This window comes from Kineosporia succinea (assembly GCF_030811555.1).
Lineage (GTDB): Bacteria > Actinomycetota > Actinomycetes > Actinomycetales > Kineosporiaceae > Kineosporia > Kineosporia succinea.
The window spans coordinates 7,252,714-7,266,831 of sequence record NZ_JAUSQZ010000001.1 but is presented as its reverse complement, the minus strand read 5'-3'; the positions used below and the strand labels follow the sequence as shown (position 1 = coordinate 7,266,831).

14 protein-coding genes and 1 pseudogene are annotated in these 14,118 nt (G+C 70.8%); 10 read left to right on the top strand and 5 right to left on the bottom strand.

All coding sequences use genetic code 11. The features are described from left to right. Positions 1-45: 45 nt before the first annotated feature. The 6 genes and pseudogenes from J2S57_RS32045 to J2S57_RS32020 form a co-directional block, all read left to right on the top strand. A pseudogene (locus tag J2S57_RS32045) lies at positions 46-300 on the top strand (response regulator transcription factor); the annotation flags it as partial. 32 nt (positions 301-332) lie between these two features. After that, a complete protein-coding gene (locus J2S57_RS32040) occupies positions 333-1,454 on the top strand; it encodes an AI-2E family transporter (protein ID WP_307249738.1) in 1,122 nt (373 codons plus the stop codon). Between the two features lie 62 nt (positions 1,455-1,516). Further along, positions 1,517-2,170 (top strand): TetR/AcrR family transcriptional regulator, encoded by a 654-nt coding sequence (locus J2S57_RS32035; RefSeq protein ID WP_307249737.1) that lies wholly within the window; start codon positions 1,517-1,519, stop codon positions 2,168-2,170. Between the two features lie 24 nt (positions 2,171-2,194). Continuing rightward, entirely contained in the window at positions 2,195-5,266 is a 3,072-nt protein-coding gene (locus J2S57_RS32030; protein ID WP_307249736.1) for an efflux RND transporter permease subunit, read from the top strand. A gap of 539 nt (positions 5,267-5,805) precedes the next feature. After that, a complete protein-coding gene (locus J2S57_RS32025; RefSeq protein WP_307249735.1) occupies positions 5,806-6,012 on the top strand; it encodes a cold-shock protein in 207 nt (68 codons plus the stop codon). 166 nt (positions 6,013-6,178) lie between these two features. Beyond that, entirely contained in the window at positions 6,179-6,391 is a 213-nt protein-coding gene (locus J2S57_RS32020) for a hypothetical protein (RefSeq protein ID WP_307249734.1), read from the top strand. A gap of 37 nt (positions 6,392-6,428) precedes the next feature. On the opposite strand, the gene J2S57_RS32015 is transcribed toward J2S57_RS32020, so the two are convergent. From J2S57_RS32015 to J2S57_RS32005, 3 genes are read right to left on the bottom strand one after another with little or no spacing between them, the layout of a single operon-like run. Beyond that, a complete protein-coding gene (locus J2S57_RS32015) occupies positions 6,429-7,226 on the bottom strand; it encodes a sugar phosphate isomerase/epimerase family protein (protein ID WP_307251150.1) in 798 nt (265 codons plus the stop codon). 55 nt (positions 7,227-7,281) lie between these two features. Next, positions 7,282-8,262, bottom strand: coding sequence for a hydroxyacid dehydrogenase (locus J2S57_RS32010; RefSeq protein WP_307249733.1), 981 nt, complete (start codon positions 8,260-8,262; stop codon positions 7,282-7,284). Next, the gene (locus tag J2S57_RS32005) at positions 8,259-9,866 is read right to left on the bottom strand and encodes an acyltransferase (protein ID WP_307249732.1); all 1,608 of its coding nucleotides are present in this window, start codon (positions 9,864-9,866) and stop codon (positions 8,259-8,261) included. The genes J2S57_RS32010 and J2S57_RS32005 overlap by 4 nt, the downstream gene beginning before the upstream one ends. Positions 9,867-9,892: 26 nt before the next feature. On the opposite strand from J2S57_RS32005, the gene J2S57_RS32000 reads away from it, so the two are divergent. Both J2S57_RS32000 and J2S57_RS31995 read left to right on the top strand, forming a co-directional pair. Next, the gene (locus tag J2S57_RS32000; protein ID WP_307249731.1) at positions 9,893-10,078 is read left to right on the top strand and encodes a hypothetical protein; all 186 of its coding nucleotides are present in this window, start codon (positions 9,893-9,895) and stop codon (positions 10,076-10,078) included. 33 nt (positions 10,079-10,111) lie between these two features. Continuing rightward, a complete protein-coding gene (locus tag J2S57_RS31995) occupies positions 10,112-10,744 on the top strand; it encodes a TetR/AcrR family transcriptional regulator (RefSeq protein WP_307249730.1) in 633 nt (210 codons plus the stop codon). A gap of 3 nt (positions 10,745-10,747) precedes the next feature. Here the strand turns inward: J2S57_RS31995 and J2S57_RS31990 are convergent, their stop codons facing one another. Together J2S57_RS31990 and J2S57_RS31985 are read right to left on the bottom strand one after the other, a co-directional pair. Then, positions 10,748-11,785: a hypothetical protein gene (locus J2S57_RS31990; RefSeq protein WP_307249729.1), complete on the bottom strand. Its 1,038-nt coding sequence runs from the start codon at positions 11,783-11,785 to the stop codon at positions 10,748-10,750. Beyond that, a complete protein-coding gene (locus J2S57_RS31985; protein WP_307249728.1) occupies positions 11,782-12,372 on the bottom strand; it encodes an RNA polymerase sigma factor in 591 nt (196 codons plus the stop codon). The genes J2S57_RS31990 and J2S57_RS31985 overlap by 4 nt, the downstream gene beginning before the upstream one ends. 223 nt (positions 12,373-12,595) lie before the next feature. On the opposite strand from J2S57_RS31985, the gene J2S57_RS31980 reads away from it, so the two are divergent. Next, the gene (locus tag J2S57_RS31980; RefSeq protein ID WP_307249727.1) at positions 12,596-12,883 is read left to right on the top strand and encodes a hypothetical protein; all 288 of its coding nucleotides are present in this window, start codon (positions 12,596-12,598) and stop codon (positions 12,881-12,883) included. After that, positions 12,880-14,115, top strand: a complete 1,236-nt coding sequence (locus tag J2S57_RS31975; protein ID WP_307249726.1) for a sarcosine oxidase subunit beta family protein — start codon at positions 12,880-12,882, stop codon at positions 14,113-14,115. The genes J2S57_RS31980 and J2S57_RS31975 overlap by 4 nt, the downstream gene beginning before the upstream one ends. The last annotated feature ends 3 nt before the right edge of the window (positions 14,116-14,118 follow it).

Below are 14,118 nucleotides of genomic sequence, written 5' to 3'. Positions count from 1 at the left end.
GGCCGCACCTGGACCGAAGGCGCCACCATGCACATCCGCCACCAGGCCCTGTTCTCCCTCACCGCCCGCGAGCGCGAGGTCACCCTCCTCGTCGCCCGCGGCCTGTCCAACGACGAGATCGGCCGCCGGCTGCACATCAGCTACGCCACGGCCAAGACCCACGTGAACCGGGCCATGATGAAGTCGGGCTGCCGCGACCGCGCCCAGCTCGTGATCCTGGCCTACGAATGTGGCCTGATCAGGGTCGGGGAGCCGGAAAAAACCGACACACCGCCCCTCGAGGATGCGCGCGCCTCCTGACCACGGGATCATCCGGCGTGATCCCAAGGACGATGAGCTCCACGAAGACCCGGTCCGCACTCGCGACCGCCGCCCTCACCAGCGTCCAGATCCTCGCCGTGCTGCTGGCGATCTGGGTCGGCCTGCGCCTGCTCGGCATCGCCTGGTCGGTGGTCTGGCCCCTGGTCATCGCGCTGCTGCTCACCACGCTGACCGAGCCGCCGAGCCGGTGGCTGCGCAACCACGGATTCAAGCCCGCCCTGGCCGCGGCCACGGTCACCGTGCTCTCGCTGCTGGTCGTGATCGGCGCCCTGGTGCTGATCGTCGTGCCGGTCGCCTCCCAGTCGTCCGAGCTGGTCACCGGCGTCGAGCAGGGGATCGCCCAGCTGCGCGAGTGGGCCGCCGGGCCGCCGCTGAACATCGGGGACGACCAGCTCACCGCCGCCCTCGACTCCGGCGTCGCCCAGCTCCAGGAACGCGTCAGCGACATCATCAACATCGGCCTGTCCGGCGTCAGCACCGTGGTCAACGGCGTCGTCAACGCCGTGCTCGCGGTGTTCCTGATGTTCTTCTTCCTCAAGGACGGCCACCGCTTCCTGCCCTGGCTGCGTCAGCAGCTGCCCGGCCGCCTGTCCGAGGACGTGCCCGTCGTCGCCGGCCGCAGCTGGGCCATGCTCGGCTCGTTCGTGCGCTCGCAGGCCTTCGTCGGCGCGCTCGACGCCGTGTTCATCGGGATCGGCCTGTGGCTGGTCGGGGTGCCGCTGGTGCTGCCCCTGGCCGTGCTGACGTTCCTGGCGGCGTTCGTGCCGATCGTGGGTGCGCTCTTCGCGGGCTTCGTCGCGGTGCTGATCGCGCTGGTGTTCAACGGTTTCACCGCCGCCCTGATCGTGCTCGCCATCATCCTGGCGGTGCAGCAGCTCGAGGGGAACGTCTTCCAGCCGATGATCCAGAGCAAGGGCCTGGGACTGCACGCGGCCGTCGTGCTGCTGGCCGTGACCCTGGGCGGCAGCCTGGCCGGCATCGTCGGGAGCCTGCTCGCCGTGCCGGTGGCCGGGGTGATCGCGGTGCTCTGGGGCTACCTGCGCGAGCAGCTGGCCGAACCGGAGGCCGAGCCCTCGCCGGAGGACGCCGAGATCGACGAGGAGTCCCTGGAGGCGGCCCAGCCCGGCGACTGACCGCAACTTGCAGGCTCTGCAAAGTTGCAGAGCCTGCAAGTTAGCTCCTAGGGTCGTGGTCCGTGACGACCGACGGGCCCGCACGGCCGGGCGCGCCCGCAGCCGGTGAACCCCGGCTCGGCCTGCGTGAGCGCCGCAAGCGCGCCACCCGCCGGGCCCTGGCCGACGCCGCCCTCCAGCTGGTCGCCGAGCACGGCCTCGACCACGTCACCGTCGAGGCCATCGCCGAGGTCGCCGGCGTCTCCGAGCGCACCTTCTTCAACTACTTCGCCTCGAAAGAGGACGCGGTGGTGGACGACTCGAGCGACAGCATCGCCCGCGTCTGCCACCAGCTGCGCACGCTCCCGGCCGGCCTGAGCACGCTGGAAGCCCTGCGGGCGGCGTTGCGGGCCGAGATCCAGGAGATTGAGGATCATCCCGAGACGCTGACGCTGCGCATGACCGTGCTCGAGCGCACCCCGTCGCTGTTCCCGCGGATGATGGCCAGCAGCGAGTCGGCCATCCGCGAGCTCACCGAGGCCGTCGCCGAGCGCGTCGGGGTGGCCCCCGACCACGCGTTCCCGGGCCTGTTCGCCATCACCGGCGCCACCGTCTTCCACGCCACCGTGCTCAAGTGGCACAAGGCCGGGCGCCCCGGTGCGCTCGGCGACCACCTGGCCCAGGCCTTCGACCTGCTCGCGGCCGGCCTTCCGGATCCCGAAGACCCTTCGGCGTAAACCACAACCACAGAGAGAGCAGGCATGTCCGTCCTGACCCGGCTCAGTCTGGCCAACCGCGCGTTGGTCCTGCTGGTGTCGATAGCGATCACCGGGTTCGGCCTTCTGGCCGTGCCGTCCCTCAAACAGCAGCTGCTGCCCTCCCTGCAGCTGCCCGCCGCGTTCGTCACCGCCACCTACACCGGTGCGGCACCCGACGTGGTGGAGACCCAGCTCGCCGAACCGCTCGAGGAGGCCGTGCGCGGCGTCCAGGGCGTGACCGGCGTGGTGTCCACCGCCAGCGAGGGTTTCGCCACCGTGCAGGTGGAGCTGGAGTACGGCACCGACATCGACCAGGCCAGCAACCGGATGCAGACGGCGATCAGCCGGATCAGCTCCCAGCTGCCGGAGGGCGCCGACCCGCAGGTGCTCGCCGGCAGCACCGACGACATCCTGCCCGCTGTCCTGCTCTCGGCCAGCGGGGGCGAGGACACCAGCGCCCTGGCCACCCGGCTCGAGGAGCAGGTGCTGCCGGCGATCTCGGAGATCGACGGTGTGCGCGCGGCCCAGCTGACCGGGGCCCCGGAGAAGCAGATCGTGGTCACCCCGAAGGCCGGGGCCGACATCGAGGCGATCCAGAACGCGCTGCAGAGCGCCGGTACCGCCATCCCGGCCGGTTCCGTCACCGACGGCACGCGGTCGCTGACCGTGCAGGCCGGTGGGGCCGTCACCACGCTCGACGAGCTGCGCGACGTCTACGTGGGCGACGAGCCGCTGGGCTCGCTGGCGACCGTCGAGTCGGTGACCGTGCCGGCCACGTCCCTCACCCGCACCGACGGCCAGGACAGCCTGGGCATCTCGGTGACGATGACGCCGGACGGCAACGCCGTGGAGATCTCGCACGCGATCGCCGACCGGGTGGGCGAGTGGGAGGCCGCTCTGGGCCAGGGTTCCGCCCTGGTCACGGTTTTCGACCAGGCCCCGTTCATCGAGCAGTCGATCGAGTCGCTCGCCGTCGAGGGGCTGCTCGGCCTGGTCATGGCCGTGATCGTGATCCTGGTGTTCCTCGCCTCGGTGCGCTCCACGCTCGTCACCGCCGTCTCCATCCCGCTGTCGGTGCTCATCGCGCTGATCGCCATGTGGGTCGACGGGATCTCGCTCAACGTGCTCTCGCTGGGCGGTCTCACCATCGCGGTCGGCCGGGTGGTCGACGACTCGATCGTGGTGCTGGAGAACATCAAACGCCACCTCGGCTACGGCGAGGAGAAGCTGCACGCCATCTTCGACGGGGTGCGTGAGGTGTCCGGTGCCATCACCGCGTCCACCATCACCACCGTCGCCGTGTTCCTGCCGCTGACCCTGGTCGGCGGCATCATCGGGGAGCTGTTCCGGCCGTTCGGCGTGACCGTCACGGTGGCGCTGCTGGCCTCGCTGCTGGTGTCGCTGACGATCGTGCCGGTGCTGGCCTTCTGGTTCCTCAGGCAGCCGAGTGCGCAGGAACAGGAGCAGGCGGCGCAGATCCGCGCGGCGGCCGAGGAGAAGGAGCGCCGCAGCTTCCTGCAGCGCACCTACGTCCCCGTGATCCACTTCGCGGTGCGGCGGCGCTGGACCACCGTGGCCCTGTCGGTCGTCATCCTCATCGCCACCCTCGCCATGGTGCCGCTGCTGAAGACCAACTTCATCGACTCCTCCGGCCAGAACACGGTCAACGTCACGCAGACCCTGCCGGTCGGCACCAGCCTGCAGGCCACCGACGAGGCCGCGCAGAAGGTCGAGGCGGTGCTCGCGCAGGAGGACGACCTGGAGTCGTACCAGGTGACCGTCGGCGGCGGCGCGATTCCCGGTCTGGGCGGCGCGGCCAACAGCGCCACCTTCTCGCTGACGGTGGACGAGGACGCCGACGTCGAGGCGGTGCAGAGCCGGATCGAGACCGAGCTGGGCGAGCTGAGTGACGCCGGCGAGGTCGTGGTCGGTGGCGCGCAGGCCGGTTTCGGCGCCACCGACGTCGAGGTGCAGGTGCAGGCCGGGGACGCCGAGGTGCTGGCGCAGGCCACCCAGCAGGTGCAGGACGCAGTGGCCGAGGTCGAGGACCTCAAGGACGTCACCAGCGACCTGTCCGAGCAGGTGCCGCGCGTCGAGATCGACGTGAAGCCCGCCGCCGCAGCGCGTCTCGGTCTCTCCGAGCAGGCGGTCGGCGCCCTGGTGGCCAACGCCTTCCGGGGCACCAGCGCCGGTGAGCTGACCGTCGACGGCAGCCGTCAGGGCATCGTCATCAGCAGCGGCGCGCAGGCCCCCGCCACGGTGGACGCGGTGAAGGCGCTGGCGATCCCCACGGCCGGCGGGGTGCAGAAGCTGTCGCAGATCGCGGACGTCAAGACGGTGGACGGGCCGGTCTCGGTCACCCGCATCGACGGCGCCCGCAGTGCCACGGTGAGCGGAACCCCCACCGACCCGGACAATCTCGGGGCGGCGAGCGGTGCGGTGACGAAGAAGCTCGACGCGCTCACGCTGCCCGCCGGCGCGAGCTACACGCTGGGTGGGGCCACGGCCGAGCAGGACGAGGCCTTCGGGCAGCTCGGCCTGGCGCTGCTGGCCGCGATCGTCATCGTGTTCGTGGTGATGGTGGCGACCTTCCGCAGCCTGGTGCAGCCGCTGGTGCTGCTGGTCTCCATCCCGTTCGCCGCGACCGGTGCGATCCTGCTGCTCGTGGTCACCGGGACCCCGCTGGGCGTCGCGGCGCTGATCGGCATGCTCATGCTGGTCGGCATCGTGGTCACCAACGCGATCGTGCTCATCGATCTGGTGAACCAGTACCGGCGCGACGGGATGCCGCTGACCGAGGCCGTGGTCGAGGGCGGAAGGCACCGGCTGCGGCCGATTCTCATGACGGCCCTGGCCACGATCTTCGCGCTGCTGCCGATGGCGCTCGGGATCACCGGCCACGGCGGTTTCATCTCGCAGCCCCTGGCCGTGGTGGTGATCGGTGGCCTGATCACCGCGACGCTGCTCACACTGGTGCTGGTGCCGAGCCTCTACACCCTCGTCGAGGGGCGTCAGGAGCGGCGGGCGGCCCGGAAGGCGGCCAAGGCCGCTCCGGAGGTTCCGGCGGACGCGTAGCCCGCCAGCACGACCGGGAAGGGGTGGCGCCGATGTCCGGCGTCACCCCTTTTCGGCTGTTCGGCGAAGGTTTCGGGTTCGCCACGAAACCGATTGAACCGCTGGAACTTCCGGAAAACGACTGTGGGGGAGGGGGATACCGAATCTCTGCGCGGGTCGGCCGGTTCCGTGGAAGCGGGCCCTGACGGTGGGCCGGACCCGACCGGACGGGCGCGGATTCGCGGTCCTCCCGCTCGCCGGGGTCCGGGGGTCCGGCATTCCGTAACCGAATCTTGTTCGCGCTTTGGGTCGGCGCGGGATAGGCTGACGGATGTTCCGGAGGGTTCGACAAGTTGCCCCTGGGGCATGAGTCGCATCTTGCTCATTCCGGCTGCTTCGGTGGACGGAACGGGTCGGATACGGCCGCTCAGAACTTGTTCAGAGGTGATCCACAACATTCGGTCGCACGGCCTATGGCACTTGCAGGCCGGTGAGGGCTTATGCTTGCTCTGCGTCCGCAGGGCACAAGGCCAAGTGGACACCATGGTTTTTGGAGAAACATGGCACAGGGTACGGTCAAGTGGTTCAACGCCGAAAAGGGTTTCGGCTTCATCTCGGTTGACGGGGGCGGTGCTGACGTCTTCGTCCACTGGTCCGCCATCCAGATGGACGGCTACCGGGCGCTGGACGAGGGTCAGCGCGTGGAGTTCGAGGTGACCCAGGGTCAGAAGGGTCCGCAGGCTGAGGCCGTGCGGCTCGGCTCCTGACACATCGTCTTCGGGCAAGCTCCGTTCACATCACAGCTGTGGTGTGGGCGGAGCTTGCTTCGTTTGTCCCCGAATGACCCTTTCGAGCAGTGATGGCACACGTAAGGCAAGATCAAATCGGGCCCAGCCCCTTGAATCCTTCCCGCCGGGACGAGATCGTTACCGGATGGAGATCAGCTCGCGTCCGTCCGTCCGACGTCTCGCTCGCCGCGCTCTCGCGGCGAAGGGCCGGCCGGCCGACTCGTCCGACCTTCGCTGGGAGCCCAGCGCCGTGGTCAGGCCCCACACCGGTGTCGACGTGTCCCGTTCCGACGACCCGGGCTCCCGTCTCGCCCGTCTGCGGGCCATCCGTGACCACCTGGTGGCCGACCCGGCCTGACCTGCTCGGTCCGGCCTGGTTGGTCTGACCTGGGTGCTTACCGGGCCTCACGCTCCTGGCCGGCCCCGCCCTCGTGCCTGGCCCCGGCCTCGGGCTCGTGCCGGGCCTCACGGTCGCGCCGCGCCTCGGTGATCCAGGAGCGCAGCGTGGCGGCCTCGCGGCGCAAGACGTCCGGGTCGTCGTCCGGCACGAACTCCAGCAGCAGATCCAGGTCCTGCCCGTGGTCGGTGAGCTCGGAGATCGCCGCTCGCCACAGGTCCGCGCGGGCCGTCAGAGGCAGGCGCTCGGTGTCCGGCCACCACGAGAACACGTGAACTCCGCGCAGCACGGGCAGAAGAAGGCGCAATCCTTCGAGGGCCCCGGCGTCGGGCATTCCGTTAGGTGGTTGCCAGTACGAACCAATACGCGGTTGGTCCACGGAAGCGATCAGTCGTAAAGCCGACTCTGCGGTGTCAGTGAACGTACCGCCGTGAAATTCGAACGCCAGATCAATTCCCTCATCCGCGGTCCGCCTATCCGCCTCGAGCAGAGCTTTACGCGTCATTCTGACGAGATCAGAAAGGCCGGATGTCTGCGCGGAACCCTCCGACCCGGCCCAGATCCGGATCCTCGGCGCGCCGAGCGCCCGGGCGGATTCCAGCACGAGGCCGAACTGCGCAGCGGAATCCACATCCGTTCCGGTCCGGAAGTACGACCCGTACGACGCGACCGCCAGGCCCGCGTCCTCGGTCAGGGCGCGCACCCGGCGGGCGATGTCGGGCCGCCCCGGTGGGACGTGCACGTCCCCGCCCCACTCGATGCAGCGCAGGCCGGCATCCGCCGCCCGCGCGACCACCGCGTCCGCCGGTAGTGAACGAAAGGTGACCGAGCACAGGCCCGGACGCAGATTCTCAGGCACTGTGCACCAGATCTTCCTGCCGTACCGGCCGCGCCAGCGGCTGTCCGGCCATGTATCGGGCGAGTTCGTCGAGCACCGCGTCGGTCATCCGCAGGGTCTCGGACCCCGTGGAACCCGCTATGTGCGGAGTGATCATCACATTCGGCAGGTTTCTCAGCCGGGAGCGCGCGGGCAGGGGCTCCGGATCGGTGACATCGAGGATTGCGTTGAGCCGTCCGGACCCGCATTCGGCCTCAAGTGCGGAAGTGTCGATCAAGCTGCCACGAGCTGTGTTGATGATCGTGCTGTGGTCGGGCAGCCGGGCGAGCTCGCCGGCCCCGATGAGGTGCCGGGTGCTGGGCAGTTCGGGGGCGTGGATCGTCAGGATGTCGAGCTGCGGGAGCATCTCGGGGAGGGGCGCGGCTTCGGCGCCGCGCAGCTGCCGGGGGTCGGCGAACGGGTCGCTGACCAGGCAACGGGCGTCGGGAAGCACCGTCCGCACGAGCTCCAGCACCCGCCGGCCGATGTGTGAGTGGCCCACGATGCCGATCGTCAGGGCCGCGTTGCCGAGAGGGCCGTAGACCTCCCGGGCGGCCGACGACCAGGTGAGACCGTCGTGGGCGGCCAGGAACGGGGCCTTCTTGCCCGCCATGAGGACCGCCGCGAGAGTGAACTGCGCCACTGGCTCGGCGTTCACCGCGGCGCCGCTGGACACCTGGATGCCTCGTTCCCAGACCGCCGGGGTTGTGAGCCTGCGCACGGTGCCCGCGCTGTGGAGCACCGCCCGCAGGGCCGGGAGCCGGTCGAGCGCCGCCGCGTCGAGGGTCGGGGTGCCCCATCCGGTGATCAGGACCTCCACGTCGTCCAGGCCCTCGAAACCGGCCACGCAGGTGGGGGAGTCGACCACTGCCAGCTCGTGCAGCCGGGCCCGGTGCGCGGCGCTCGACTGCCGGGCCCAGAGCTCGGGGTCCATGACCACCCGGGCGCGGGTCACGCGGCGGGCTCCGGCCGGTGCACACCTCTCGGCCGGTAGCCGAGAGCTGCTGACACACCGGCGATGTCGGCGAGGAGCCAGATCGTGGCGAGCCACATCTCGGTGCCCTGCAGTCCGGGCTCCGTCTCGGGCAGACCCTTCGCCCCGGGCGCCCGGAACCCGAAACCCTCGCCGTCGGTGAAGTGCCCGAGAGCGTCGGTGAGCAGGCGCCGGGCCAGGGTGTGCACCTCGTCGGCGCGGTGCCCGGTGGCCCGGGTCAGCCACAGCGGGTGTGCGACATCCAGCACGTTGCAGGCATTCTGGTGCTCGGGCCGGAAGTACCGGGCGTCGCGGGCGTGCTCGAGCACGGTGTCGATCACGCGCTCCGGGTGCAGCAGGGGACGGCCGAACTGCGCGAACGTGCCGCGGGAGGCCCGGTAGAAACCGTTCACGGGCTGCAGCAGGCCGCTGTCCGGAGCCGGATCGCCCCAGAGGCCGCTGCGCGGGTCGGCGTTCAGGTACAGCCATCCGAACAGCGACTCGGCCGCGCCCGGGTTCGTCACCCCGAGCCTGCGGTTCCAGAGCAGGGCGGTGCCCGCGCCGTCGACGAGATGCCCCGCCTGCCAGGCGTTCCGGGCCCAGGGCAGGTCGTCGAGGCGGGTGACGAGGCCCAGGTCGGCGATCGGGTGCGCGAACGAGCTGCCGAGGAGGTCGAGGGCGTAGCCGACGCAGAGCACGTGGTACGCGGCGGTGGGATCGTGCAGGCCCCGGTCGGAAAGAGGCCGGGTCAGCTCGGGAACCAGGCCGGTCGCCGGGTCCTGCCCGTCGCGCAGACGGCTGATCTGCTCGGCGGCGGGCAGCTGGTCGGGAGCCCGGTTCAGCAGCAGGTCGGCGATCTCGACGGCGTCGCACTGGGCGCGGACGGTGGCGGGCGCGCCCGGTCGGTCGGTGAAGAGACGGCTCGCGGGGTCCCAGCTGCGCTCGAGAAAGCCCGGGGCCTGGGCTCGCACGGTGTCGGCGAAGGTGCGCAGGCGGGTGGCCAGGTCGGTGCCGATCGCTCCCGTCGCGGGATCGGCCGGGGGCACCCGCCAGCGGATCAGCCGGGCCGGGTTGCCGCCGACCACCGCCCCGGCGGGGACGTCCTTCGTCACCACGGCCCCGGCGGCCAGCACCGCGCGGTCGCCGACCGTGACCCCGTCGAGCACCACGACGTGCGAGCCGATCCAGACGTCGTTCCCGACCGTGACCCCGCGCGTGCTCATCGGCTGGCGGAAGACCTCGACCTCGGGATCGTCGAACGTGTGGTTGAACGCCAGGATCGAGGTGTGCGCGCCGATGCGCACCGCGTCGCCCAGCCTCACCTCACCCCGCACCACCGCGTACGCGTTCACCGACACGTCGCGACCGGCCCGCAGCCGGCCGGTCAGGTAGGCCCCGGCCGCGACGTAACCGCGGTCGCCGAGAACGAGTTCGGTGTTCTGCACCTCGGCCCGGGTCGAGACGAAACAGTGCTCGCCGAAGTCGAACCCGAGCTCGCGCTGATGCCGCTCCTGCTGCGCGCGGGCTCCCGCCTCGGCCTGGTCACCGGACTGGACGTAGGTCCACGGGGAGAAGTCGTACGTCATGTCTCGCAGTAGACACGTGGCGCTGGATGCGATCAAGCCAGACGTTCACCGTCGAACAGGACGTGCCCCGACGACGTTCGCCCGGCGGCGCCACGACCAGCGGTGAACTGGATCTGCCGCTGGTCGCCCTCACCCACGAGCTGCTCGCGCTGCTGACGGCGCCCGCTGCACCGGGTGATGCTGAACCCTCGCGTGCGTCCAGCCTTGCCTAACGCTTGAAAGGTTACGTGGCGTAGGGTGGCCGGGTGGAGAAAGTGGAGAAGGGGACGCGCACCCGTAACCGCCGGGGTGAGGGTGGCCGCCTGCGTGACGAGATCGTGCTGGCGGCGATCGAGCTGCTCGACGAGAGCGGTGACGAGCGCACGCTGACCCTGCGCTCGATCGCGCGGCAGGCCGGGATCGCGGCTCCCTCGATCTACAAGCACTTCCCCGACCAGCCCGCGATCATGCTGGCCGTGGTGCGCAGCGCCCTGGCCGAGCTGAACGTGGTGCTGCGCGAGGCGGGGGAGCGGCCGGGCGCCGGGCCCCGGCAGCGTCTCGAGGGTGTGTGCCACGCGTACCTGGACTTCGCCAGGACGCATCCGCAGCGCTACCGCACGATGTTCGGCGGGCTCTGGGTGCCGAACCTCAGCGAGGAGACCTCGGTGAGGCGCGAGGACATGCAGACGCTGGGCGACGAGAGTTTCGCGATCCTGGGCACGGCGCTGGCGGCCTGTGTGGAGGCGGGGGAATCGACCGCCGACCCGTCGGTCGACGTGGTGGCCCTCTGGCTGGGACTGCACGGCCTGGCGCACCAGCGGGCCTCCACCGCGGCGTTCCCCTGGCCCGAGGGCATCGAGGAACGGCTCATCAGCTCGCTGGCGCAGCTGAGGCCGTAGAGCTCAGTCGCAGACGAAGGTGTCCGGGTAGTCGGAGACGTCACTCCGGGACGCGACCCTGGTGGCGTACACCGGTATGGCCATGCCCCAGTCGCCGGTGCGGTTCATCTCCTGCAGCAGGGTCCAGTGCGGGTACTCGCCCAGTGCGGCATCGGCCTCGGCCATGGTCCTCTCGTCACCGGCCCTCCGGGCCCGGGTGTAGTCCTCGAGCCAGCCGCAGGCCACCACGTTGAGCACGTCCATGCCGAAGTAGTAGCGGTCCTGGGGAAATTCGCCCCTGAGGTCAGCGGCCTCGACGCCGGCGGGGAGCTTGATGTCGGCCGTGACCCGCACCGCCTCGGCGGCCGACTCCCGGGGGGTCACCACCGTGTCGCCCAGGTGGTCCGGCCAGGTCTTCTCGTCGAGGTGGGTCAGGTTGCCGAGCAGGTTGTCGAAGTCCTCGGCGGACGTCAGCCCGGTGGCCCGGAGCGAGACCGAGACCTGACCGAGAGGCAGCACCGTCACCCAGGTGCCCGGCCCGTCGTAGATCGTCGCCCGGTGCCCCAGGTAGCCGATCGTCTTCGTGGGCTTCGCGTCCTCGGTCAGGCGTTCGAGAGTCCTGCGCTGCAACGCGACCGGCAGCCAGGAGATCGTGAGGCGTTCCTGCCCCTGGCCGCGTCGGTAGATCATCGAGCCGTCCCGCTCGGACCCCTGGTACAGCGACTCCAGCTGCCAGCCCGTGGCGTCCAGGACCAGCCAGGGGTTCCCCGGGACGGAGTAGGGCGGACGCTCCGGCGGGGACGCGGGCGCGGCGTGATCGCGCCCGCGGGCGAGCGTGGTCAGGGCCAGCGGGACGACGAGGGCGAGGGCGGCGGCCACCCCGACGAGCCACCAGACCCTCGGCGGGGTGCGGCGGCGCCACGGGATGGGCGTGACGTCGGGGATGTCGTCGGTGCTGGACATGATCTCCTCCAGGAGCTCCTGCCCGGCCTGGTGCAGGCGGGACGGCGCGGCGACGGGGCGCACCCGGCGCATGAGGTCGTCGATCTCCGGCTGGTTCATGCCTTGCCCTCCGTGCTGCTCAGGCCTGGGTGCGAGCGGATGCGGTCGTCCGGTACATGTCCGGGTGAGGCCCGTCCGTCACGCGCGGCCGCCGGGGTGATCTGCTCACGCAGGTGGGCCCGGGCCCGGAAGAGCCGGGAACGCACCACCCGGGCCGGAAGCCCGAGCAGCACACCGATCTCGCGGGGCGTGAGCTGGTCCCAGACGGTCAGTTCCAGCACCTCCCGGTCGGTGGGGGCCAGCGCGCCCAGCGCCGCGTCCACGGCCAGGACCTCGACCAGGTCGGCGGCCGGGTCGTTGAGCGTGGGGTCGTCGCGGAACTCGCGCCGCAGCCGCTCGCCGAGCTGACCCCGGCGCTGCTCGCCCCGGGAGTGGTTGGCCAGCAGGAGCCGGGCCACGCCGAACAGCCACAGCCGGGCCTGGGCGTCGTGAGGCATCTCGTCGCGGCGCCGCCAGGCCACCAGGAAGGTCTCGGCGACCAGGTCGGCCGCGTCCTCGGCCGTGTCCACCCGGCGCAGCGCGAAGTTCAGGATCGCGGTGAAGTTGGCCGTGTAGAGCTGCCGGAACGCGTCGTCAGAGTTCCTCACACCTGTTCTCATGTCCGGCTCGCGGGCCGGCGTTCCGTCCACCGCGCCAGAGATTTTCCATGGTCACCGAAAAGCCGCCGGGGTCAACCCCTGGCATCTGACCCGGGTTTGATATATCAGTTGTACGTCAGTCATTCCCGCCGGAGGAGGCACCGGTGCCGTCCACTGGCCCGCCCCACGTCCTGAACCAGCACCTGCGCGCGGCCGATCCGAGGTGCAGGCCGTGGCGGAACCCGGCCGTCAGCGCGACACGCTGGGGATGATCGCCGACGAGAACGTCGCCCCGCCGGCCGTCACGCAGGCCCAGGGGGCGGCGCCCACCGGCACGTACGCCGGCACCCCGGCGCTCGCGGACCGGGGATCCCTGGTCGGTGACTTCGAGGAGGTCGCCGACACCATCGCCGACACCATCGCCGCGACCCTCCGGACGCGAGCCGACGTCGACCAGCTCCACCGGCGCGTCCGCCGGCTCGCCGCCCGCCACCCCCTCTCCCCGGAGCTGCAGCCGTGACCCACGAAACCCCGCCCGGTGCGCACCTTCCCGAGCACGCCGACTTCCTCTGGCGCAACCCGGAACCGAAGAGGACCTACGACGTGGTCATCGTCGGGGGCGGCGGCCACGGCCTGGCCACCGCGCACTACCTGGCCAGGAACCACGGCATCACGAACGTCGCGGTGCTCGAGAAGGGCTGGCTGGCCGGCGGCAACATGGCCCGCAACACCACGCTGATCCGGTCCAACTACCTGTGGGACGAGTCGGCGGCCATCTACGAGCACGCGCTCAAGCTCTGGGAGGGGCTGGAGGAAGACCTCGGCTACCCGATCCTGTTCTCGCAGCGCGGCGTGCTGAACCTGGCCCACACCGAGCAGGACGTGCGCGACTCGGTGCGCCGGGTCGAGGCCAACAAGCTCAACGGCATCGACGCGGAGTGGCTGACGCCCGACGAGGTCGCCAAGATCTGCCCGATCGTGAACATCTCCGACGACATCCGGTACCCGGTGCAGGGCGCCACCTACCAGCCCCGCGCCGGTATCGCCAAGCACGACTGGGTGGCCTGGGGTTTCGCCCGCCGGGCGGACGAGGCCGGCGTCGACCTGATCCAGGACTGCGAGGTCACCGGCTTCATCACCGACGGCGACACGGTCACCGGGGTACGGACCTCCAGGGGTGACATCGGCTGCGGCACGGTCGCTCTCTGCTCGGCCGGGCACACCTCGACGCTGCTCGACATGCTCGGCGTCAGGGCGCCGCTGCAGTCGCACCCCCTGCAGGCGCTGGTCTCCGAGCTGCTCGAGCCGGTGCACCCGACCATCGTGATGTCCAACGCCGTGCACGTCTACGTCTCCCAGGCCCACAAGGGTGAGCTGGTGATGGGCGCGGGCGTCGACTCGTACAACGGGTACGGCCAGCGCGGCGCGTTCCACGTCATCGAGCGCCAGATGGCCGCGGCCGTCGAGCTGTTCCCGGTGTTCGCCCGCGCCCACCTGCTGCGCACCTGGGGCGGCATCGTCGACGTGACGCCCGACGCGTCGCCCGTCGTCGGGCACACGCCCTACCGCAACCTGTTCGTCAACTCCGGCTGGGGAACGGGCGGTTTCAAGGCCACCCCGGGCATCGGCTGGTGCCTGGCCGACACCGTGGCCAACGGCCGGCCGCACGAGTACGTCGCGCCCTTCGCCCTCGACCGATTCGTCTCCGGGGCACTCGTCGACGAGCACGGCGCCGCCGCCGTGGCGCACTGAGGG

Coding starts and splice junctions, on each gene's coding strand:
- J2S57_RS32040 (WP_307249738.1), top strand. CDS start 333: ATGAGCTCCACGAAGACCCGGTCCGCACTCGCGACCGCCGCCCTCACC.
- J2S57_RS32030 (WP_307249736.1), top strand. CDS start 2,195: ATGTCCGTCCTGACCCGGCTCAGTCTGGCCAACCGCGCGTTGGTCCTG.
- J2S57_RS32025 (WP_307249735.1), top strand. CDS start 5,806: ATGGCACAGGGTACGGTCAAGTGGTTCAACGCCGAAAAGGGTTTCGGC.
- J2S57_RS32020 (WP_307249734.1), top strand. CDS start 6,179: ATGGAGATCAGCTCGCGTCCGTCCGTCCGACGTCTCGCTCGCCGCGCT.
- J2S57_RS32005 (WP_307249732.1), bottom strand. CDS start 9,866: ATGACGTACGACTTCTCCCCGTGGACCTACGTCCAGTCCGGTGACCAG.
- J2S57_RS32000 (WP_307249731.1), top strand. CDS start 9,893: ATGCGATCAAGCCAGACGTTCACCGTCGAACAGGACGTGCCCCGACGA.
- J2S57_RS31990 (WP_307249729.1), bottom strand. CDS start 11,785: ATGAACCAGCCGGAGATCGACGACCTCATGCGCCGGGTGCGCCCCGTC.